Source organism: Marinococcus sp. LNHM3E3-2.2, assembly GCF_056034385.1.
Map to the genome: position 1 here is coordinate 86,919 of NZ_JBQLIC010000009.1, position 18,954 is coordinate 105,872.

The window sequence follows — 18,954 nt, forward strand, 5'->3', positions numbered from 1 at the left end:
CCGAAAGAAGGAGGGCGGCGATATGAGTATATTCGGTATCATTCTCGGTATTGTTATTGTTACTGCTATTATAAGCTGGATTATCGGCTACAATGCCTTAATAAAATATTTAAACTGGGTGGAAGAGTCCTGGACCCAGGTGGAATTTCAACTGCACCGGCGGATGAACTTAATTCCTGATTTTGTGGAATCTGCCCAAAAAGCATGGCGTCACAAGCAGGATGAACTGGAAACGCTGGTACAATACAGAAGCGAAGCGTTATCCCCGGAATCGAGCAGACAGGAACAGCTGCACATTAACTCCCGCATTGAAGATACTCTTCACGAGGTGTTTGACGCTTCCATGCCTGATGATAAGCAGCTGCAGTCCGAGCTGAAGTCGATGCGTGAGCAGTTTGACGATGCGCAGAATAAAATCATTCATTCTTCAAGCGTTTATAATAATACGATAGATAAATACAATACCAAGATATCATCATTTCCGGTCAGATTCGTAGCAGAGCTGCATCATTTTAAAACCCGCAGTCCTCTTCCTGGACAGAGTTCTGCTCCCGGGAGCAGTGCTGAAACAAGGGCGGAAACATCTGTATAATCCAAATATGCATATAATTATATTTTTTGATTTGAGTTTGTTTCTTTTCCGCTTATTCCCGAAAACAGGCGGAGACAAGCTCTCATCGGCATTAGGCTATTATTCATTCTATGCTACCCTGAACAGGCAGGTTCTCCTTAGATGTATGCATCTTTACCTGTACGATACCTTTTGTACCCTGCCCGGATCTTCCGGCAGGGCTTTTTTATACCTTCAGCCTGTTTAAAAAAAGCAGTACACGGCAAAAGAATGATGAATCCTCACGTGTTATAATGATGAAAGACATTTGAGACCACTGTCTACGTCTAACCAGTACTGTATTAGAAAGGAAGCTTCAGACATGAAAACGTTCGAACAAAAACTTCACAATTACGCAAAACTTGCCGTGGATAAAGGGGTTAATATCCAGCCGGGGCAGACTTTAGTGATCGCAGCTCCGATTGATGCTGCTCCTTTTGTCAGAAGACTGGCCGAGGCAGCATACGATGCCGGTGCAAAACATGTTTACCCTGAATGGGCAGACGATGAATTGACGAAAATTAAATACGAAAAAGCGCCCGAAGAAGCCTTTCATGAATTCCCTTCCTGGCGTGCTGAAAGCAGGGAACAGCTGGCCCGTGAAGGTGCAGCTTTTATCACGGTCAAATCCACCGATCCGGATCTCCTGAAGGGGGTTGACCCCGATAAAATTGCCAATGCGAACAACGCAGCCGGCGCTGCTATGGAGGGGTTCCGGGATTATATTCAGGCTGACCGCGTCAGCTGGCTTGTGATTTCCACCCCTTCTGCAGGATGGGCAAAAAAAGTTTTCCCGGACGAACCCGAAGACCGGGCCATCGATCTGCTTTGGGAACGGATCTTCAGCGCTGTGCGGGCAGACACAGAAGACCCGGTACAGGCGTGGGACGACCACAACCGTACCCTGCGGGCCAAGGTGGACTGGCTTAATGCCAAAAAATATAAATCACTTCATTATACCGCTCCAGGCACCGACCTTGAAATCGGCCTGCCGGAAGGACACGTTTGGGCCGGCGGCGGCAGCACCAATACCTCGGGCGTTTCGTTCATTCCAAATATGCCGACAGAAGAAGTATTTACTGCTCCGCATAAGGATTTCGTTAACGGGCACGTAACCAATACTAAACCATTGAACTACGGCGGCAGCGTTATTGACCGATTTACGCTGCATTTCAAGGACGGTGCTGTCACGGACATGGAAGCCGGCGAAGGTGAAGAAACTCTCCGTCACCTGATCAATTCAGATGAAGGTGCTGCCCGTCTTGGGGAGGTAGCCCTCGTTCCGCACAGCTCCCCTATCTCACAGTCCGGCATATTATTTTTCAACACGTTATTTGATGAAAATGCCTCCAACCATATTGCGCTCGGCAGTGCATATGCTTTTAATGTGGAAAATGGCCCGGAAATGAACAAAGAGGAGAAGGCACAGGCTGGTCTAAACACAAGTATCATCCATGTTGATTTTATGATTGGAAATGAAAATATGAATATAGACGGCATTCTTCCCGACGGTACAAAAGAGCCCGTATTCCGGAACGGCGAATGGGCAGAATAGCTTTTTTATCACTTTTTGAAAGGAGATTATTATGAGTCTACCTAAAACGCTGACGATAGCCGGCTCCGATACAAGTGGAGGCGCCGGCATCCAGGCAGATTTAAAAACATTTCAGGAGCTCGGCACCTACGGAATGGTTTCCCTTACTACCATTGTGGCCCAGGACCCTGATAACGACTGGTTTCACCGCGTCTATCCTATCGATACGGCCACGCTCGAAGCACAGCTGGACACAGTGTTAAAAGGGATTGGGGTTCAAGCCGCAAAAACAGGGATGCTCGGCTCAAAGGAAGTCATCGAGCTGGTAGCGAAAAAATTAGATGAGCACCATATAGAACAGCTGGTGGTGGACCCGGTGATGGTATGTAAAGGCGCCGATGAGCCAGTCAATCCAGAAATGGATGCTTATTTGCGTGACACGCTTGTGCCAAAGGCATTTATTGTGACTCCTAATTTATTTGAAGCCTCCCAGCTTGCCCAGGTGTCCCTGCCGCAATCACTTGAAGATATGAAAGCAGCTGCCGAAAAAATTTATCAGCTCGGCCCGTCCTTTGTTATTATTAAAGGCGGTGGAGAAACCGGAGCAGAGAAGTCAATTGACGTGCTTTATGACGGTAACAGCTTTGAATATATCGAATCCGAAAAAATTAATACGGAGTATACTCACGGTGCCGGCTGTACGTTCTCTGCTGCTATTACTGCGGAGCTTGCAAATGGAAAGAGTGTACGGGAAGCAATTCATACAGCAAAACAGTTCATTCAGGCTTCTATTCAGGATTCCTTCCAGCTGAACGAACATGTTGGTTCTGTAAACCACACTGCCTACCGCCACCGCGCTCCCCAGTCTTAAATATGTTTTCAGCTCCCAGGCCGAAAATAAGCAGGTGACTAAATTGGAACTATTTCAATGCACGAAAAGTGTTTATAAGCACGTCGAAATGGATGTCGTCGAAATTTATCCACCCCAGCTGCTTTTTCGTCACGGCTATATATACCCGGGATTTTTTGATGATAGCGGGGTCTGGATGGCTACCGACGAAGAAGACGTGATGCATGTAATCAGTGAGCATCCTTCGCCAGAACAGGATCACTGGTTTCAGCAGCATTTTAAAAAAGTATGAACCGCAGAAAGGAGCATGCAAATGAAACGTTATCATGTAGAAGTACACGGAAACGTCCAGGGCGTTGGCTTCCGGCAGTTCACCCAGTCAGAAGCAGTTAAACATAACATTCACGGCTGGGTCCGTAACAAATCAAACGGAGCTGTTGAAATTGAAGCCGAAGGAACGCCCCAGGACATGGACCGCTTTCTTGTGGCAGTACAGGAAGGCAGCCCTTTTTCCACGGTAGAGCGCCTCGAAACGTCCGACCTTGATTCTGTCGACCATAATGAATCCTTTGACGTCCGCTTCTAATTAAATAAAAAATGCTCCGGCTGAAATGATCAGCTGGAGCATTTTTTATTAGAACGCCCAGGACATACGTTTTTCGAGCTGTGAAGCCGCCTGAAGAACCGGCAGATAATGCAGGCGAAAATCCTCCTGAACCACCCGTTCAAGAGCCGGAAAATCATGTATATACTTTGTCACCGTGGCGCCATTTGCTTTTCGGGCAATAAGTTTATTGTTTTTCAAAGACAGCAGCAGATATTTTTCCGGGACCCAAAGCTGCAGACGCAGCTGGTTCATATACGGCGCGCCCGGGCCGTAAGACCTGCCGACCTTCTCCCGCAGATCTGCCACCCCTGCTTCTGTGTCAGGATCAAACGCCCACGACTCATCCGCCTGCTTTCCGTCTTTCATACGTATATAACGGTACAGCCGTGCCTCTTTCTGATAATGAAATATCAACTGCTCGCCGTCAAACTTTTTTGAGCGCTCCATCCCCCTGCGAAGAGGGATCGGCTCAAATAACGGAGCGGTCGTACCTACGTCTACAAAATAAGGGGGAGACCCCGGCTGGTTTGTTTCCACCCGGACCGACACGTGGTCTTCATTCAAATAAATGAGCCGGGTGGAGAACCCCAGTGCCTCCAGCAGCTGTTGAAAGTGAATATTCAACGTATAGCATGTGCCCCCCATCTGGTAGACCTGGCGCCGGTACAAAAATGAATCAACTGACATCGGTGCCCTATTTTCTGCATTCTCCCCTGCTTCAATTAATTTACCTACGTTTTCAAATGGAAACTGCTGCAGATGGGAGCGAATCAATTTTGTCAAAAACCGAACATCCGGCTGTTCTATTTTCAGCTTCAAAATGTGCAAATAGTCTTCTACCCATGACTGCATGCAAAGCGACCTCCTTTTGATCCGTCAGAAGGCAAAAACAGGCGGCGCCTTCTTTTTGCTCTACAGGTTTTCTTAATCTTCGAGACGTTCATGCACCATTGCCATAACATCCATTTTCAGCTGAAGTAGCTTTTCCTCTGTCTGCTTGAACGTCTCTCCCTTAACACCGAAATAAAATTTCACTTTCGGCTCTGTGCCTGAAGGCCGGAGACAGAACCAGGATTCATCATCTGTAAAAAACTTCAGCACATTCGAAGACGGAAGCTGAATAGGTTCTGTTTTTCCATTTTCAAGCAAATACGTGCGTTCTCCCGTTTTGTAATCCTCCACCTTCTGAATAGAAGCGTCACTCACCCGCTCAGGCGGCTCCGTGCGGAACGTTTCGATCAGATGATCAATTTGCACAGCGCCTTCTTTTCCTTTTTTCGTTAAGGAATCCAGCCCTTCCATGAAATATCCAAAACGACTGTAAATATCCATCAGCCCTTCATAAACAGTGCGCCCCTGCTTCTTATGCCACAGGGCCATCTCCGCAATTAAAAGCGCCGCCTGCACCGCATCTTTATCGCGTACAAAGTCTCCGATCAAATATCCGTAGGATTCCTCATAACCAAACTGAAAGGCGTATTCTCCTGTTTCATTATAGGTTTTGATTTTTTCACCAATGAATTTAAACCCGGTGAGCGTATCCTCGCATGCCTGACCGTAATGCTCTGCTATAGCTCTTCCCAGTTCAGAAGTGACAATCGTTTTCATCACTATGCCGTTTGCCGGAAGGGCTCCTGCCTCTGTCTTTTGCATAAGAAGATAATCAAGAAGAAGCGCCCCGGTCTGGTTTCCAGTGAGCACCGCAAACTCTCCACTGCTGTCTTTTGCCGCCAGACCAATCCGGTCTGCGTCAGGATCGGTGCCAATCAGTATATCCGCGTTACTGTTTTCACCTACTTGGATAGCTTTTGCAAAAGCCTCTTTTTCTTCAGGATTCGGGCTCTGCACGGTGGAAAATTCCGGATCAGGCGTTAACTGCTCCTCCACTGTCGATACGTTGTGAAAACCAGCTGCAGAGAGTGCCCGCAGCACCGGATCCTTCGCTGTTCCGTGCAGCGGGGTGAACACTACATTCAAATCGCTGCCGTTTTCTTTGATCATCTCCGGCTGCAGCAGAATGGACTGAAGCGCCTTGTCATAAGCTGCATCAGTTTCTTCGCCCAGCATCACGAGCAGGCCTTCCTCCTGCATGTCTTTGCTGTCCTTGACCCGGATTTCCAGCTCATTTTCGACCGATTCCACGTAGGTGATCAACTCGTCTGCAGGCCCCGGCGGGAACTGTCCCCCATCTTCACCGTAAACTTTAAACCCGTTATATTCCGGCGGATTATGACTTGCTGTAATTACTACACCGGCAAATGCATAGGTTCTGCGCACCGCAAACGAGAGCTCCGGAGTCGGGCGCAGATCTTCAAACAAGTATACCTGGATACCGTGTGCCCCGAGCGTCTGTGCTGTTTCAAGCGCAAACTTTTCCGAATAGTGTCGCGGGTCAAACGCAACAGCCACCCCTCTGGACTTTGCTTCAGCTCCGGCGTTTTCAATATAACGCGCAAGCCCTTCTGCTGCCCGGCGGATCGTGTATGTATTCATTCTATTCGTTCCAGGCCCGAGTTCTCCACGCATCCCCCCGGTTCCAAACGCCAGGTATTGATAAAAGTAATCCTCCGCATTTGTTTCATCCAGTTCGTGAAGCTTTTCTTTCCACGCTTCTTCTATAAACGCATGGTTTTTCCATCGATTCCAGTGGTCCGTCCAACTCATATGTACAATCACTCCTGAAGCGTTTATTGTATTTCTCAGTAAATATGCCTGTTACCAGTATATAAGAAAGCACGTATTTCTACCATGGTTTTCCGGTATTCGTTCTTTTCTCCTTTCCAAAACAAAACGCCCGCTCCGGTTAAAGAGCAGGCGTTTTTATGCTATTTCTTTAATTTGCTTGTTTTTCCCTGGCTTTTTGATCCTCAACGTCTTCATAAGGCTTCGTCGCATAGGCAATTTCGGACTCAAGCTCTTCAGTGTAGGCTTTTGTTTCTTCCTCGGACCAGTTCAACGATTTCTTCATAAATGCCGTTACCGGTTCTTTCCAGCGCTTCAGCTCCGGCATATCAAAGAAAAGGAAGGCCGTTCTTCTGTTCAGGAAGTCAAGCGGTGTAACTGCCATTTCATACTCAAGCGCGTACAACAGCCGTGCAGCGAGCTTTAACGGCATACCGCTGTTTTTCGCTTCTTCAAGGTTCTCTTCGAGCAGCTCAAGCATTTTCAGGCCGTTCGCCCCGTAGAAGCGGAACAGATCTTCTGTTTCATCTCTGGTCATTCCAAGCGCTTCGCCGCGGTACGCTTCTTTAACGGCGAAGGTTTCATAGCCGGAAGATCCGCCCACTTCACCGCCGGAAAGCCGGATGTCCTGGGTTGGGCACGGTGCGTGAATATTCATCTTATCAACTACTACGTCGACAATCCGCTCTGCCATTTTGCGGTAGCCGGTCAGTTTACCGCCTGCGATGGAAATCAGTCCGGAATCCGAAATGAAAATTTCATCTTTACGGGAGATTTCAGAGGCTGATTTTCCTTCCTCCTGAATGAGCGGACGAATGCCGGACCAGCTCGATTCCACATCTTCTGCCTTCAGCTTCAGGGTTGGGAATTCATAATTTGTGACTTCTAAAATATAGTCGCGGTCTTCCCTGGACACGCGCGGCTCTTCCAGGTTTGCACCGTAATCCGTATCTGTCGTGCCTACGTACGCTTTATTTCCGCGTGGAATCGCAAAGATCATCCGTCCGTCCGGAGCGTCAAAATACGTAGCCTGGCGGAGCGGGAAGCGGCTGAGATCAAACACAAGATGGATCCCTTTTGTATGATGCAGGAGTTTGCCTTTGTTGGAGCCGTCTACTTTTCTGAGCGTATCCACCCATGGGCCGGCAGCGTTCACAACATGGTCCGCATAAATGCGGTGGGTTTCGTTATTAATCAAGTCTTTCACTTCGACACCGACGAGCTTGCCATTGTCATATAAAAGATCAGTTGCTTTGGCATAGTTAACGGCGTCTGCGCCGAGCTCCACAGCTTTTTTCATTGCTTCCAGGGTCAGTCTTGCATCGTCCGTACGGTATTCAACATAGACGCCCCCGCCGAGAAGATTTTCTTCGCGGAGTAGTGGTTCTTTTTCCAGAGTTCTTTTTTTGTTGAGCATGTAGCGGCGCTCGTGCTTGTTTACCTGAGCCAGACGGTCGTACACCTGCAGGCCGAACGAGGTAGATGTTTTCCCAAGGTTTCCACCTTTTACGATTGGGAGAAGCATCCACTCCGGCTCGGTTACGTGAGGCGCATTTTCATACACGATGGCCCGCTCTCTTCCTACCTCGGCTACAAGTTTAATTTCAAACTGTTCAAGGTAACGCAGTCCCCCGTGTACAAGCTTAGTGGAACGGCTGGAAGTACCTGCTGCAAAGTCCTGCATTTCAATGCAGGCCGTGTTAAGACCACGGGCTGTGGCGTCCAGTGTAATGCCCGCTCCGGTAATGCCGCCTCCGATAACGAGCACGTCGAGGTGGGTCACTGTCATATTTTTCAAACGTGATTTACGTGATAGTGCTGAAAAATGCTGATCTGCCATTCATTTCATCCCCTTTTACAATATCAGAGAGTAAAAAAGACCGCAGATCTCCTCTTCTAGGGTGAAGGGTATCTGCGGTCTCTCTGCATCTCCGACCATTTATTAACTTAACCTAATTGTAATCGCTCTTTCATTCAAATGCAACCGATATGTTTACTTAAACGCACGTGCTGCATCAACCGCTTTTTTCCACCCTGCATAGTGTTCTTCCCGCTTTTCGTCTTCCATATGCACATCAAACGATTTTTCGAGCTCCCATTTATCCATAAGCTCTTCTTTGTTTTTCCAAAAGCCTGTAGCAAGGCCTGCAAGATAAGCCGCCCCCAGTGCCGTCGTTTCCAATACGTACGGGCGCTCCACCCGTACTTCAGCCATATCGCACTGAAACTGCATGAGGAAGTTGTTCGGTACAACGCCGCCGTCAACACGCAATGTTTTTACTTCCATGCCCGCGTCCTCCCTCATAACATCAAGCACGTCTTTCGTCTGATACGCGAGCGCTTCAAGGGTCGCCCGGATAAAATGTTCTTTTTCGGTGCCGCGGGTGAGGCCAAATACAGCTCCCCGAACCTCACTGTCCCAATAAGGTGCCCCAAGGCCGGTAAAGGCCGGCACAACGTACACACCCTCACTGTCGTTCACACGCAGGGCATAGGTTTCAGAAGCAGAGGAAGAGTCAATCAGACGCATCCCGTCCTTCAGCCACTGTACAGCTGAACCTGCTACAAATATACTTCCCTCGAGGGCATATTTCACTTTTCCGTCGAGTCCCCATGCGATGGTGGTAAGCAGTCCATTGTCAGAATGAATCGGAGTCTCTCCTGTCTGCATCAGCATAAAGCAGCCGGTTCCGTAAGTATTTTTTACCATGCCCTCATCAAAGCATGTCTGTCCGAACAACGCTGCATGCTGATCTCCCGCAGCCGAAGCGATTGGTATTTCTTCACCGAAGAAGTGGTAATCCACGGTATGGCCGTATATTTCCGACGACGACTTCACTTCCGGAAGCATCGTTTCCGGAATATCAAGCATTTTCAGAAGCTCCTCATCCCAGGTTAAATCATAGATGTTAAACATCATCGTGCGTGAAGCATTGGAATAATCCGTTACGTGAGCTTTTCCTCCGGTTAACCTCCAAATCAGCCACGTATCGATCGTACCAAACAACAGCTCTCCCTGTTCTGCTTTTTCCTTTGTTCCCTCAATATTATCGAGAATCCATTTTACTTTCGTTCCCGAAAAGTAAGGATCAAGCAGCAGGCCCGTTTTGCTTCTTACCATTTTTTCATATCCCTGCTGCTTTAATTCCTCACAGATCGAAGCGGTCTGCCGGGACTGCCATACTAGGGCATGGTACACCGGTTTTCCCGTGTGCTTATCCCACACTACTGTAGTTTCACGTTGATTAGTAATACCGAGGCCGCTGATCTGCTTTGGAGAAACTTCATTGTTTTCAAGCACTCCGGCAATGCAGCCGAGCACCCCGGACCAGATTTCATTGGCATTGTGCTCCACCCAGCCGGCACGGGGGAAATACTGCTCCAATTCACGCTGTTCGCTGCCTACAATCTGGCCTTCCTGATCAAACAATATAGCTCTTGAACTGGTTGTTCCCTGGTCGATTGCGAGAATGTATTTCTTTTCAGTCATCGTTGTTTCCTCCACTTTTCTATTCTCTATATTGGCCATAATGATTTTTCCGTCGTCGATATGGCCGATGCTCCTGCGTTCCAGGCGGCAGAAACTTCTTCCTGCGAACGAATCAGACCACCTGCAATAACAGGTACATTTTTATTTTCGGCTACTTCCTTAATCATGGACGGTACAATACCCGGCAGAAGCTCTACCATATCCGGTTTAATGTCTTCAAGCAGCTTAAAACTTGTTTCAAGTGCCAGGGAATCCAGCAAAAACAAACGCTGCACCGTAATAAGATTGTTTTTTTTAGCGGTTGTAAGAATCTGCCTGCGGGTACTGATTAATCCGTCCGGGCGGATATTCTGGCATAAAAACTGAGCCGCGGAATCATCATGAGCAAGTCCCTGGACCAGATCTGCATGCAGCAGTACTTTTTTATCTGCCCGTTTGCTTAACTGCATCAGGCTTTTAAGCTTCGCCAGATGCACATTCAAAATGACCACGTACTGCCCGGAGGTTTTGAGTGCTTTTTCAAACTCCCTTTCATTACGGGCTGCTGGCAGAATTTTTTGGCCGGTAAGCATATCTTCCCTCCTTTATTTGTCTTTCGTGTTCAGGCTTTTTGAATTACGACTTCTTTTTGCTGTGCTATACTTTACACAAATACAAAAAATACTATACAGGTGATGGACGGTGTTCGCAATGACCCAGCAAAACGAGACAAAAAATAAAGAACTGGCAACCTTTGCCGGCGGGTGTTTTTGGTGTATGGTGCAGCCGTTTGACGAGCTTCCCGGCATTATATCCATTACCTCCGGCTATACCGGCGGCAGCGTTGCGCATCCTTCGTACGATGAGGTGAAAGCTGGAACAACAGGGCATAGAGAAGCAGTTCAGATTGAGTTTGACCCTGCGTTGTTTTCCTATCAGCAGCTGCTCGATCTATACTGGCCTCAAATTGATCCGACAGACCCCCATGGTCAGTTTCACGACCGCGGGCCTCAATACCAGACGGCCATTTTCTATCATACCGAAGAACAGCGCCGGCTGGCGGAAGCATCGAGGCAGCAGGTAGAAGAAAGCGGCCGGTTCCGTGCCCCCGTAGTTACGGAGATCCGGCCGGCGGAACCTTTTTATCCGGCTGAGGAATCCCACCAGAACTTTTATAAGAAGGAAAGGGAAGCATATAAAAAAGACCGCGCCCTCTCCGGCCGGGACGAATTTATTGAAGCACACTGGGACAGTTCTCCCGGAAATTAATAAAAATTATAAGCCATCAAAAAGAGCTTCAGCAGGTGCTGCCTGCTGAAGCTCTTTTTATGGACTGAAGGTGAAATCATCGAGCGGCCAGTATCTGATACTCGCCTCTCCCACAATCTGGTCCTCATCTACAAAACCGACAGCGCTGGCTCTGCTGTCTTCACTACGAGGGCGGTTGTCACCCATTACAAAATAGCTGTCTTCCGGCACGGTTGTTTCACCGGTCACTCCTTCAAGCGTAAAATCCTGAGTGAACTCTCCGCTCGTTTGGTTTTGAAATTCTTCTAAGTACGGCTCTTCCTGAGCTTCTCCGTTAATATATAACGTATCGTCCCTGTACTCCACCGTATCTCCTGGAAGGCCGATCACTCTTTTAATATAGTCACTGTTTTCATTCGCATGAAAAACAATGATATCTGAGCGTTCGGGCTCCGAAAAGGCATATCCGATCTTGTTAATAATCATCCGCTGCCCGTCTTCCACTGTCGGAAGCATGGAAGGTCCACTGACAACATAGTTGGCAAACAAGAAGCCGCGCACAATGACGACGATTAAAACGACGACGACGATTACTTTAATCCAATCCCATATTTCTTTTGACCAATTCGTCATTACCGACTTCCTCCGTTTCTATCTGCCTTTTTACTTTAGCACGGTTTCTGCAGGCGGGCAAACCGAAAATCCGCGCAGACTAGAGGCATTATATCATATTTATACATATACTTTCTTTTCCTTTTTAAACCTTAAAGCTCTCTTTGTCGATATAATAAATATCCTTAAGCGAAGGAATTACACACATGAGAAAAATTTTAGGGCTTCTATGGATACTGTTGTTTATCATCGGCGGGACCATCGTTTCCTGGTTGTTTGCAAAGGAGATGAGCAGTACCCAGGCTCTCTCTTCTTTCCTCGAAGAGCAGATTGACGTCTCCGGCGTGCCCATTGCCCAGAACAGCTACGTGACCGACCGGCAGGGCAGTCAAATTGCTGAATTTCAGCCCGGGGAAAACCGGAGGTACGTATCCCTCCCCCATTTTCCTGAACGTGCAAGAGCTGCTTTTATTGCAACGGAAGACCAAAAGTATTACGAGCATCAGGGCATTGACCCTTTAGGCGTTGTCCGGGCTCTTATAAGCAATACCAGCAGCGGAGGTATTGAAGAAGGCGCAAGTACGATTACCCAGCAGGCGACAAGAAATATTTATTTTAACCATCAGCAGACGTATGAACGAAAGGTTGCCGAAGTGCTGTTTGCCTATCAGCTTGAACAAACCTATACAAAAAATGAAATTCTGGAAATGTATATGAATACTATTTATTTTGGCGAAGGAATTTACGGATTTGAAACGGCGAGTCTTTCTTATTTTGGTAAACCAAGCAGTGACCTCTCGCTAGCACAAACAGCTTTTCTCGCTGCCATTCCAGCCAACCCGTCCTACTACCACCCCATTGATCATCCGGACCATACGCGGGAGCGGCAGCAGTGGATCCTGGATAAAATGGAAGAGACGGGTGCTGTAACTGATGAGGAAAATTCACGGGCCGTTCAGGAAACTGTCTCTGTGGACTTACAAAAAAGCAAAGCCAACCCTTATCCTGATTACACTGATTATGTAAAACATGAATTCAGACAGCTCGTTGCACAAAATGAAGGATGGACTGAACAGATCAGTCAGGCATCGGAAAGCGAAAAAGAAGCTCTTTACGAAGAGCTGAACACACGAACAGAACAGCTCCTTCAATCCGGCATTACTATCCATACCGCCATGGACTCTGAGCTCCAGACCATGCTCACAGAAAAATCCCGCTCCTACTGGCAGCAGCGGGGCATTGAAGGAGCCGCTGTCATTGCTGATCACGAGGCCGGCGCTATTACGGCCATAAGCAGCGGGGCAGATTATCGGGAACATGAATTTAACAGGGCCTTTCAGGCATACCGGCAGCCAGGCTCGGTGTGGAAGCCGCTGCTCGTCTACGGGCCATACCTTGAAGAAAAAGAGCGCTCTATTAACGACCTGGTTTCCACAAAGAAATACTGCGTAGCCTCCTATTGTCCCGCAAATGAAGGCGGAACGGCAAAGGATAGGGTAACGATTGAACATGCCCTTGCCTTTTCCTACAATACCTCCGCTCTTCGTCTCATGCATCAAACCGGGCTGGAATCTTCCTTTCACTATCTTGAAAAATTTGAGTGGCAAAAATTAACCACGGAAGACAGGCAATACGCTGCCGCCCTCGGCGGTATTGAACACGGGGTCTCCCCGGTAGAATTGACGAGTGCTTATACCGTATTTTCCAACGGTGGCACGTATGAGCCGCCGCGCGCTATCACTTCTGTTACTGATGCAAATGGAGAAATCTTATTTGAGTGGGAAAAGAAGGAAATAATTGTATGGTCTCCGGAAACAAATGACCAGATGCGTGAAGCCCTTCGCACCACTGCCGTTTCAGGCACGGCTTCAACCTTGAAAGATTTTGAAGACGTCAGCGGGAAAACCGGTACATCAAACAATACTAAAGACAGCTGGTTTGCCGGCTATGACAGCAGATATACCATGGGAGTCTGGCACGGATACGACGACCCCCGTCCTTTAGATCCTGAAGACAGCGCCCTCTCTTTCTGGAAAGCGATGTACCCCTTACTATATAAAAAAAGCGGACAGCCTTAGCCGTCCGCTTTTTTTATACTGGCAAACTATGTAGAAAACTATTGTACAGCCGCAAACCGGCGTACCCTGTACCAAAAATAAAAAGCCCCCAGAAGGATAGATGAAGAAGCAAAAAACCAGCCACTCCGGCAAAACGAAGGGAAGGAGCCAGTCGGATGATCAAATAGACAAAGGAAACAAGCGTCGCTCCTATGAAAAGCCCTCCAAGTACATAGAGATGAGAAGTAAGGAACAGCGACACGCCCCCTGCCATTAAATAAATCCAGGCGCAGCTCTGAAGATAGGAGCGGCTATCCCCTTTTTCTTCACTCAAAAAAAATAACAGTGACAGCCCCATCATCGTGTCTGAAATTAATTTTAATGCAGCAATAATCATAAAAAACGCAAGCATCAGCACAAAAAGCATGGTCAATTTAATGCCACTGTCTGAGAAAAATTCGAGCATTCCCTGATAAATGCCGGCTGATTCTAAAAAGGCGGCGATATACTGCTGCGACCAAATGCCAAAGGATAAACAAAAAAATAAAATGGCAAGAATCGGAAAGTGACTGGTTAAATATGCATTTTTCACCACGGGCCTCCGGTTTTAACTGGCATGGACTACGCGAAACTGGCGGATCTGGTTACCGGTAGCTGCACTCTCTCTTTTCTCCTGCCCTCCTGCACGGTGAGAGGACTTAAATGAGTCACTTTCGAGCCAGTTTTCAAAATCTTCCCTGGTTTCCCATTTGGTGAAAACAAGCTGTTTTCCATCTTCGGTCGCTTCATCTAGAAACAAAAATTCCAGACATCCCGGTACCTGATTCATTTTTTCAGCGCTGGCACCGAAGCGTTCCTGGATTTGTTCTTTTGCTTCTTCTGGTACCTCGAGTTCATTTATAACAACGTACATCTTGATCCCTCTTTCATTATTGTAATTGTGGAAATGCCTGCTGGCGGAGTGCTTCATAAACTAAAATAGCGGCCGTATTGGACAAATTCAAGGAACGGACTTTATCATTCTGGGGTATCCGGATGCAATTTTCCTGAAACTTTTCTGTTACATATTCCGGCAGACCGGTTGTTTCACGTCCAAACACAAAAAAATAGTCTTTCACAGGATCTGAATAGTCATGAACGGCATACGACGATGACCCTACTGTTTCTACAAAGAAGAACTCCGCTTCCGGATACGTATCCATCCATTCTTCGAGTGAATCATAATAGTGAATCTGCACATTTGGCCAGTAATCACAGCCTGCCCGCTTCAGCATCCGGTCTTCCGTGGAAAAACCGAGCGGCCGTATCAGGTGCAGGTGGGTGTCTGTTCCTGCGCATGTTCTTGCAATATTTCCGGTGTTCGCCGGTATTTCTGGTTGAAATAATACTACATGTAAAGCCAAGTCGCTCTCTCCTTCTTTTCCTACCGCGAAACTGCCTGCGCTTTTTCTAATTCGAGCAGTGTTTCTTTTAAGTGTACTCCGCTGCCGAAGCCTACCATTTTTCCATCTTTCCCAATGACCCGGTGGCATGGCACGATTATGGAAACTGGATTTTTGTTGTTAGCCATTCCCACTGCCCGAAAAGCTTTCGGGGAATCGGCCTTTTCAGCAATTTCTGCATATGATTTTGTCGCTCCATAAGGAATACTCTGAAGTGCCTGCCACACTTTCTTTTGAAAAGACGTTCCTCTCATATCGAGCGATACGGTAAACGTTGTGCGTTCACCCGCTGCATATTCTTCGAGCTCCCGAAACACGTCTGCGTGCACGGGGTGCAGCTCTTTCCGCAGTCCGCAGGAAGCACCAATATGCTTCTTCAGCCAAAGCTTTATCCGGTCTTCATTTTCTTCCAAGGAACCGAAATTCAGCATACAGATACGACCTTCATATAATACTATGGTCACTTCACCGATATCACCAATTGCTTGTGATGCAGCCCAAGCCTCCATGAAGACCCTCCTTATTACGTTTTCTTCTATTATACTCGTTCCGGGGAGGTTTTATCCAATGCTTTTGCAATCTCTTCAAGCACTTCTGCCTCTTCTTCTCTGCTGTTAGCACTGTGCAGGGCCACCATCCCTTCCTGCGTAGGCATTTCTCCCAAAGCCCAGGCACAGGCACCGCGAATGACCGGCCGCGGATCGTTATGGAGAAGCTGTATAATCGTTGGTATCGAGGATTTTTCTTTCATATGGCCGAGGGCGATCAGCGCATTACGCTGAATTGGTTTTTTTCCTCTCCAGGAGCCCGCAATATACCCAAATTTTTCTTTGAACTCTCTGTTGGAAATGGTTAGTAAAGGCTCAAGCAGCGGCTTGACCACTTCCGGGTCGGGTTCAAACTCTGGATGATTATGAAAATCCACACCTTTATTTTCCGGGCACACCTGCTGACAGGTGTCACAGCCGTATAATCTATTGCCTAGTTTATGGCGGTAGCGCTCCGGCAGGGATTCCTTCGTCTGCGTCAGATAAGCGATACATTTTTTCGCGTCAAGCTGCCCACCCTGGATCAAAGCATCCGTTGGACATAAATCCACACATCGGTTGCACGTGCCGCATTGATCCATCAGGGGTGTATCCTCCGGCAGGTACAGCGTCGTAATCATTTCGCCTAAATATACATACGAACCAAACTCCGGAGTGATAATGGCGCAGTTTTTGCCACTCCATCCAATCCCGGCGCGCTCTGCAACCGCCCGGTCCGATAGTTCACCGGTATCAACCATGGATTTGCATTCGGCCCCAGGCACGGTTTCTTGTATAAAGGCCTCCAGCTGGTTTAATTTATCCCGCAGAACGTCATGGTAATCCTTACCCCAGGAGGCCCTGCAAAATTGGCCCCTGCGTGCTCCAGGACGATTTTTTGGAGCCTCTGGAAGCTTCGTCGGATATGCGAGGGCAATAGAGATAATCGTTGTTGCTTCAGTCAGAAGCAGCTCGGGGTGCGTTCTTTTTTCAATGTCGTCTTCTTCAAAGCCCGACTGGTAGTTCAGCCGCTGCTGTTCTTTCAGCCTCGCTTTTAAAGTCACAAAGGGAGAAGCAGAAGCAAAGCCTACTTTATCGATACCGATAGACTCTGCAAACACCTGAATCTCCTCTTTTAATTCCTCTGCCGTTCGCATGGACGGCCCTCCTTTATAAATCGTTTCGCCGGAGTCTGTAAAAGTGATATGATACACTATGAGCTAGACACAAAGGGGGATGTATATGATCAAAGACATTTCTATTTCTTCTTCTGTTTTTAAAATTATTCCTTCTTTTCAATGCGGCGTCAACATCTACCGTGACATCGTTATTGATGACTCCCCGGGGATGCTTCGGGGGCGGGTGGACTTCTTTCATAAACAAATCCAGATGGACCTGCTTGACCAGTCTATCTATGACTATACAGGTGTTCGGCAGTGGCAACAAATATTAGAACAGGCAGGACTTATCGACCGGTCTCTCCCACCTCTTCACGAGCAGCTGTACAAAAACCTACAGGAAAATAATACCACTCCCTCCGAGCATTCCGGGGAAGACCTCATTCATTTTTTTAACCTGCAGTATGAAACCCCGATTATATTAATCGATGCAGATACTGTCTTCGATTATTTGAAAATCGGTTTCGGCGTTGAACAGGATGAGCTTAAGATTAGTGAAAACCATGTCCATCCGATGTACGGACAGATTATAGCCAAGGACCGCAAGAAAACACTGGGCTCATTAAGCGGGCCAAGTCTTTACAGCCGGACCAGTCGTTCAACTACGACAGCAATACAATTAACCTTTATGCGGCCCCAGCTTTCCAAAGAGTCTGCTGCTGAACTCACCCAGGCGGTCGGGGACATGTTTACTCAAATACATGGCGGCACCTCAGAAAGCCGACTGCTGCGGGCAGCTTCTCCTGTTTGGGAGTTCTCTTCATGATTATAAAAAAAGTCTTTCCTTTTTTTGAAAAGGAAAGACTTTTTCTTTATGGTCAGCTTCGGTATTTAAAATTAAACATAAAAATAACGTTTCCCTTTAGAAACGTCTTCCTGACTCGTTAAATGGTAGCGAAGGTGGGACTCGAACCCACACGTCCAGAGGACACTTGATTTTGAGTCAAGCGCGTCTACCGGTTCCGCCACTTCGCCGTTTAACTGAAAAATGGTACCGAGGGCCGGACTCGAACCGGCACGGTTGATGACCAACCGCAGGATTTTAAGTCCTGTGTGTCTACCAATTCCACCACCCCGGCAGGCGTTTGCTTCTCTTTAATAATGGAGGCGGTACCCGGATTCGAACCGGGGGATAAGGGTTTTGCAGACCCGTGCCTTACCACTTGGCTATACCGCCATTCCAGAGAATGGCTCAATGCTTATGTTAATAATGGAGCGGAAGACGGGATTCGAACCCGCGACCCCCACCTTGGCAAGGTGGTGTTCTACCACTGAACTACTTCCGCAATTGGCTGGGCTAGCTGGATTCGAACCAGCGCATCACGGGACCAAAACCCGATGCCTTACCGCTTGGCTATAGCCCATTATCCAATATGGGGCGATTGGTGGGAATTGAACCCACGCGTGCCGGAACCACAATCCGGTGCGTTAACCACTTCGCCACAACCGCCATATGAACATAACACATTAAAAATGGCAGGGGTAGTAGGAATCGAACCCACATTGGCGGTTTTGGAGACCGCTGTTTTGCCATTAAACTATACCCCTGTATAAGTGGTGGAGGGGGACGGATTCGAACCGCCGAACCCGAAGGAGCGGATTTACAGTCCGCCGCGTTTGGCCAACTTCGCTACCCCTCCACGTGGTGCCGGCCAGAGGACTTGAACCCCCAACCTACTGATTACAAGTCAGTTGCTCTACCAATTGAGCTAGACCGGCGTTTTTTAAATGGTGGCTCGAGACGGAATCGAACCGCCGACACGAGGATTTTCAGTCCACTGCTCTACCGACTGAGCTATCGAGCCATATTGAATGATTGATTTCGAGTGAAATGTTTACGACTCGAATGAAATTATACCTTATTCATTTTGTTTGTCAATATGAATAAAAGTAAAGTGGCGGGCCTGACGGGATTTGAACCCGCGATCTCCTGCGTGACAGGCAGGCATGTTAACCGCTACACCACAGGCCCTATTGGTTGCGGGGGACGGATTTGAACCGACGACCTCCGGGTTATGAGCCCGACGAGCTACCAGACTGCTCTACCCCGCGATATATAATAAATGGTGGAGGATGACAGGATCGAACTGCCGACCCCCTGCTTGTAAGGCAGGTGCTCTCCCAGCTGAGCTAATCCT

Annotated in this window: 19 protein-coding genes and 12 tRNA genes; 8 read left to right on the forward strand and 23 right to left on the reverse strand. The window is 47.9% G+C overall.

Annotated features, from left to right (window positions below):
* The first annotated feature begins 22 nt into the window (after positions 1 to 22).
* From ACTRXF_RS12510 to ACTRXF_RS12530, 5 genes are all read left to right on the forward strand, one after another.
* On the forward strand, positions 23 to 592 hold the full coding sequence (locus ACTRXF_RS12510; RefSeq protein ID WP_474279324.1) for a LemA family protein: 570 nt from the start codon (positions 23 to 25) through the stop codon (positions 590 to 592).
* 340 nt (positions 593 to 932) lie between these two features.
* The gene (locus ACTRXF_RS12515) at positions 933 to 2,165 is read left to right on the forward strand and encodes an aminopeptidase (RefSeq protein WP_474279326.1); all 1,233 of its coding nucleotides are present in this window, start codon (positions 933 to 935) and stop codon (positions 2,163 to 2,165) included.
* Positions 2,166 to 2,196: 31 nt separating this feature from the next.
* Entirely contained in the window at positions 2,197 to 3,015 is an 819-nt protein-coding gene (gene pdxK, locus ACTRXF_RS12520; protein WP_474261690.1) for a pyridoxine/pyridoxal/pyridoxamine kinase, read from the forward strand.
* A gap of 43 nt (positions 3,016 to 3,058) precedes the next feature.
* A complete protein-coding gene (locus tag ACTRXF_RS12525; protein ID WP_474261689.1) occupies positions 3,059 to 3,286 on the forward strand; it encodes a hypothetical protein in 228 nt (75 codons plus the stop codon).
* A gap of 21 nt (positions 3,287 to 3,307) precedes the next feature.
* Positions 3,308 to 3,580 carry an acylphosphatase gene (locus tag ACTRXF_RS12530; protein ID WP_022793755.1) on the forward strand — a complete coding sequence of 91 codons (273 nt, stop codon included), beginning with the start codon at positions 3,308 to 3,310 and terminating at the stop codon, positions 3,578 to 3,580.
* A gap of 48 nt (positions 3,581 to 3,628) precedes the next feature.
* On the opposite strand, the gene ACTRXF_RS12535 is transcribed toward ACTRXF_RS12530, so the two are convergent.
* From ACTRXF_RS12535 to ACTRXF_RS12555, 5 genes are all read right to left on the reverse strand, one after another.
* Positions 3,629 to 4,453, reverse strand: a complete 825-nt coding sequence (locus ACTRXF_RS12535; protein WP_474279328.1) for an arylamine N-acetyltransferase — start codon at positions 4,451 to 4,453, stop codon at positions 3,629 to 3,631.
* Between the two features lie 72 nt (positions 4,454 to 4,525).
* The gene (locus ACTRXF_RS12540) at positions 4,526 to 6,265 is read right to left on the reverse strand and encodes a phospho-sugar mutase (RefSeq protein WP_474279330.1); all 1,740 of its coding nucleotides are present in this window, start codon (positions 6,263 to 6,265) and stop codon (positions 4,526 to 4,528) included.
* A gap of 169 nt (positions 6,266 to 6,434) precedes the next feature.
* On the reverse strand, positions 6,435 to 8,123 hold the full coding sequence (locus ACTRXF_RS12545) for a glycerol-3-phosphate dehydrogenase/oxidase (protein ID WP_474279332.1): 1,689 nt from the start codon (positions 8,121 to 8,123) through the stop codon (positions 6,435 to 6,437).
* A gap of 153 nt (positions 8,124 to 8,276) precedes the next feature.
* A complete protein-coding gene (gene glpK / locus ACTRXF_RS12550) occupies positions 8,277 to 9,773 on the reverse strand; it encodes a glycerol kinase GlpK (protein ID WP_474261684.1) in 1,497 nt (498 codons plus the stop codon).
* Between the two features lie 26 nt (positions 9,774 to 9,799).
* Complete coding sequence (locus tag ACTRXF_RS12555) at positions 9,800 to 10,345, reverse strand: glycerol-3-phosphate responsive antiterminator (RefSeq protein WP_474261683.1); 546 nt, start codon at positions 10,343 to 10,345, stop codon at positions 9,800 to 9,802.
* Positions 10,346 to 10,463: 118 nt separating this feature from the next.
* Between ACTRXF_RS12555 and msrA the strand changes: the two genes are divergently transcribed.
* Positions 10,464 to 11,021 (forward strand): peptide-methionine (S)-S-oxide reductase MsrA, encoded by a 558-nt coding sequence (gene msrA, locus ACTRXF_RS12560; protein WP_474261682.1) that lies wholly within the window; start codon positions 10,464 to 10,466, stop codon positions 11,019 to 11,021.
* A gap of 57 nt (positions 11,022 to 11,078) precedes the next feature.
* Here msrA and lepB read toward each other — a convergent pair whose 3' ends face one another.
* On the reverse strand, positions 11,079 to 11,633 hold the full coding sequence (lepB, locus tag ACTRXF_RS12565; protein WP_474261680.1) for a signal peptidase I: 555 nt from the start codon (positions 11,631 to 11,633) through the stop codon (positions 11,079 to 11,081).
* A 185-nt stretch (positions 11,634 to 11,818) separates the two neighbouring features.
* Here lepB and ACTRXF_RS12570 point away from each other — a divergent pair, with 185 nt between their 5' ends.
* Positions 11,819 to 13,690: a transglycosylase domain-containing protein gene (locus ACTRXF_RS12570; RefSeq protein WP_474261679.1), complete on the forward strand. Its 1,872-nt coding sequence runs from the start codon at positions 11,819 to 11,821 to the stop codon at positions 13,688 to 13,690.
* A gap of 13 nt (positions 13,691 to 13,703) precedes the next feature.
* Here ACTRXF_RS12570 and ACTRXF_RS12575 read toward each other — a convergent pair whose 3' ends face one another.
* The 5 genes from ACTRXF_RS12575 to queG are packed head-to-tail and all read right to left on the reverse strand — an operon-like array spanning position 13,704 to position 16,795.
* A complete protein-coding gene (locus tag ACTRXF_RS12575; RefSeq protein ID WP_474261678.1) occupies positions 13,704 to 14,261 on the reverse strand; it encodes a DUF5366 family protein in 558 nt (185 codons plus the stop codon).
* 15 nt (positions 14,262 to 14,276) lie between these two features.
* Positions 14,277 to 14,582, reverse strand: coding sequence for an antibiotic biosynthesis monooxygenase family protein (locus tag ACTRXF_RS12580; protein WP_474261677.1), 306 nt, complete (start codon positions 14,580 to 14,582; stop codon positions 14,277 to 14,279).
* Between the two features lie 16 nt (positions 14,583 to 14,598).
* Positions 14,599 to 15,072 (reverse strand): tRNA (uridine(34)/cytosine(34)/5-carboxymethylaminomethyluridine(34)-2'-O)-methyltransferase TrmL, encoded by a 474-nt coding sequence (trmL, locus tag ACTRXF_RS12585; protein WP_474261675.1) that lies wholly within the window; start codon positions 15,070 to 15,072, stop codon positions 14,599 to 14,601.
* A gap of 20 nt (positions 15,073 to 15,092) precedes the next feature.
* On the reverse strand, positions 15,093 to 15,620 hold the full coding sequence (locus ACTRXF_RS12590; RefSeq protein WP_474261674.1) for a methylated-DNA--[protein]-cysteine S-methyltransferase: 528 nt from the start codon (positions 15,618 to 15,620) through the stop codon (positions 15,093 to 15,095).
* A gap of 29 nt (positions 15,621 to 15,649) precedes the next feature.
* The gene (gene queG, locus ACTRXF_RS12595) at positions 15,650 to 16,795 is read right to left on the reverse strand and encodes a tRNA epoxyqueuosine(34) reductase QueG (RefSeq protein ID WP_474261673.1); all 1,146 of its coding nucleotides are present in this window, start codon (positions 16,793 to 16,795) and stop codon (positions 15,650 to 15,652) included.
* Between the two features lie 85 nt (positions 16,796 to 16,880).
* On the opposite strand from queG, the gene ACTRXF_RS12600 reads away from it, so the two are divergent.
* Positions 16,881 to 17,582: a hypothetical protein gene (locus ACTRXF_RS12600; protein ID WP_474261672.1), complete on the forward strand. Its 702-nt coding sequence runs from the start codon at positions 16,881 to 16,883 to the stop codon at positions 17,580 to 17,582.
* Between the two features lie 123 nt (positions 17,583 to 17,705).
* Here ACTRXF_RS12600 and ACTRXF_RS12605 read toward each other — a convergent pair.
* The 12 genes from ACTRXF_RS12605 to ACTRXF_RS12660 form a co-directional block, all read right to left on the reverse strand.
* Positions 17,706 to 17,791 (reverse strand) — tRNA-Leu (locus ACTRXF_RS12605).
* Positions 17,792 to 17,805: 14 nt separating this feature from the next.
* Positions 17,806 to 17,895 (reverse strand) — tRNA-Leu (locus ACTRXF_RS12610).
* Between the two features lie 23 nt (positions 17,896 to 17,918).
* Positions 17,919 to 17,993: transfer RNA gene (locus ACTRXF_RS12615), tRNA-Cys, on the reverse strand.
* A 34-nt stretch (positions 17,994 to 18,027) separates the two neighbouring features.
* Positions 18,028 to 18,102: transfer RNA gene (locus tag ACTRXF_RS12620), tRNA-Gly, on the reverse strand.
* Between the two features lie 3 nt (positions 18,103 to 18,105).
* A tRNA-Gln gene (locus ACTRXF_RS12625) sits at positions 18,106 to 18,180 on the reverse strand.
* Between the two features lie 10 nt (positions 18,181 to 18,190).
* Positions 18,191 to 18,266 (reverse strand) — tRNA-His (locus ACTRXF_RS12630).
* Positions 18,267 to 18,290: 24 nt separating this feature from the next.
* Positions 18,291 to 18,364: transfer RNA gene (locus tag ACTRXF_RS12635), tRNA-Trp, on the reverse strand.
* A gap of 7 nt (positions 18,365 to 18,371) precedes the next feature.
* Positions 18,372 to 18,456: transfer RNA gene (locus ACTRXF_RS12640), tRNA-Tyr, on the reverse strand.
* 3 nt (positions 18,457 to 18,459) lie between these two features.
* Positions 18,460 to 18,535, reverse strand: a tRNA-Thr gene (locus tag ACTRXF_RS12645).
* 10 nt (positions 18,536 to 18,545) lie between these two features.
* Positions 18,546 to 18,621, reverse strand: a tRNA-Phe gene (locus tag ACTRXF_RS12650).
* A gap of 91 nt (positions 18,622 to 18,712) precedes the next feature.
* Positions 18,713 to 18,788 (reverse strand) — tRNA-Asp (locus ACTRXF_RS12655).
* Between the two features lie 3 nt (positions 18,789 to 18,791).
* A tRNA-Met gene (locus ACTRXF_RS12660) sits at positions 18,792 to 18,868 on the reverse strand.
* Between the last annotated feature and the right edge of the window lie 86 nt (positions 18,869 to 18,954).

Bases quoted from the DNA above. Each gene is read 5' to 3' on its own strand.
- ACTRXF_RS12580 (WP_474261677.1), bottom strand. From the start codon at position 14,582: ATGTACGTTGTTATAAATGAACTCGAGGTACCAGAAGAAGCAAAAGAA.
- lepB (WP_474261680.1), bottom strand. From the start codon at position 11,633: ATGACGAATTGGTCAAAAGAAATATGGGATTGGATTAAAGTAATCGTC.
- ACTRXF_RS12570 (WP_474261679.1), top strand. From the start codon at position 11,819: ATGAGAAAAATTTTAGGGCTTCTATGGATACTGTTGTTTATCATCGGC.
- pdxK (WP_474261690.1), top strand. From the start codon at position 2,197: ATGAGTCTACCTAAAACGCTGACGATAGCCGGCTCCGATACAAGTGGA.
- ACTRXF_RS12535 (WP_474279328.1), bottom strand. From the start codon at position 4,453: ATGCAGTCATGGGTAGAAGACTATTTGCACATTTTGAAGCTGAAAATA.
- ACTRXF_RS12510 (WP_474279324.1), top strand. From the start codon at position 23: ATGAGTATATTCGGTATCATTCTCGGTATTGTTATTGTTACTGCTATT.
- ACTRXF_RS12540 (WP_474279330.1), bottom strand. From the start codon at position 6,265: ATGAGTTGGACGGACCACTGGAATCGATGGAAAAACCATGCGTTTATA.
- queG (WP_474261673.1), bottom strand. From the start codon at position 16,795: ATGCGAACGGCAGAGGAATTAAAAGAGGAGATTCAGGTGTTTGCAGAG.
- msrA (WP_474261682.1), top strand. From the start codon at position 10,464: ATGACCCAGCAAAACGAGACAAAAAATAAAGAACTGGCAACCTTTGCC.
- glpK (WP_474261684.1), bottom strand. From the start codon at position 9,773: ATGACTGAAAAGAAATACATTCTCGCAATCGACCAGGGAACAACCAGT.
- ACTRXF_RS12600 (WP_474261672.1), top strand. From the start codon at position 16,881: ATGATCAAAGACATTTCTATTTCTTCTTCTGTTTTTAAAATTATTCCT.
- ACTRXF_RS12545 (WP_474279332.1), bottom strand. From the start codon at position 8,123: ATGGCAGATCAGCATTTTTCAGCACTATCACGTAAATCACGTTTGAAA.
- ACTRXF_RS12530 (WP_022793755.1), top strand. From the start codon at position 3,308: ATGAAACGTTATCATGTAGAAGTACACGGAAACGTCCAGGGCGTTGGC.
- ACTRXF_RS12555 (WP_474261683.1), bottom strand. From the start codon at position 10,345: ATGCTTACCGGCCAAAAAATTCTGCCAGCAGCCCGTAATGAAAGGGAG.
- ACTRXF_RS12515 (WP_474279326.1), top strand. From the start codon at position 933: ATGAAAACGTTCGAACAAAAACTTCACAATTACGCAAAACTTGCCGTG.
- ACTRXF_RS12590 (WP_474261674.1), bottom strand. From the start codon at position 15,620: ATGGAGGCTTGGGCTGCATCACAAGCAATTGGTGATATCGGTGAAGTG.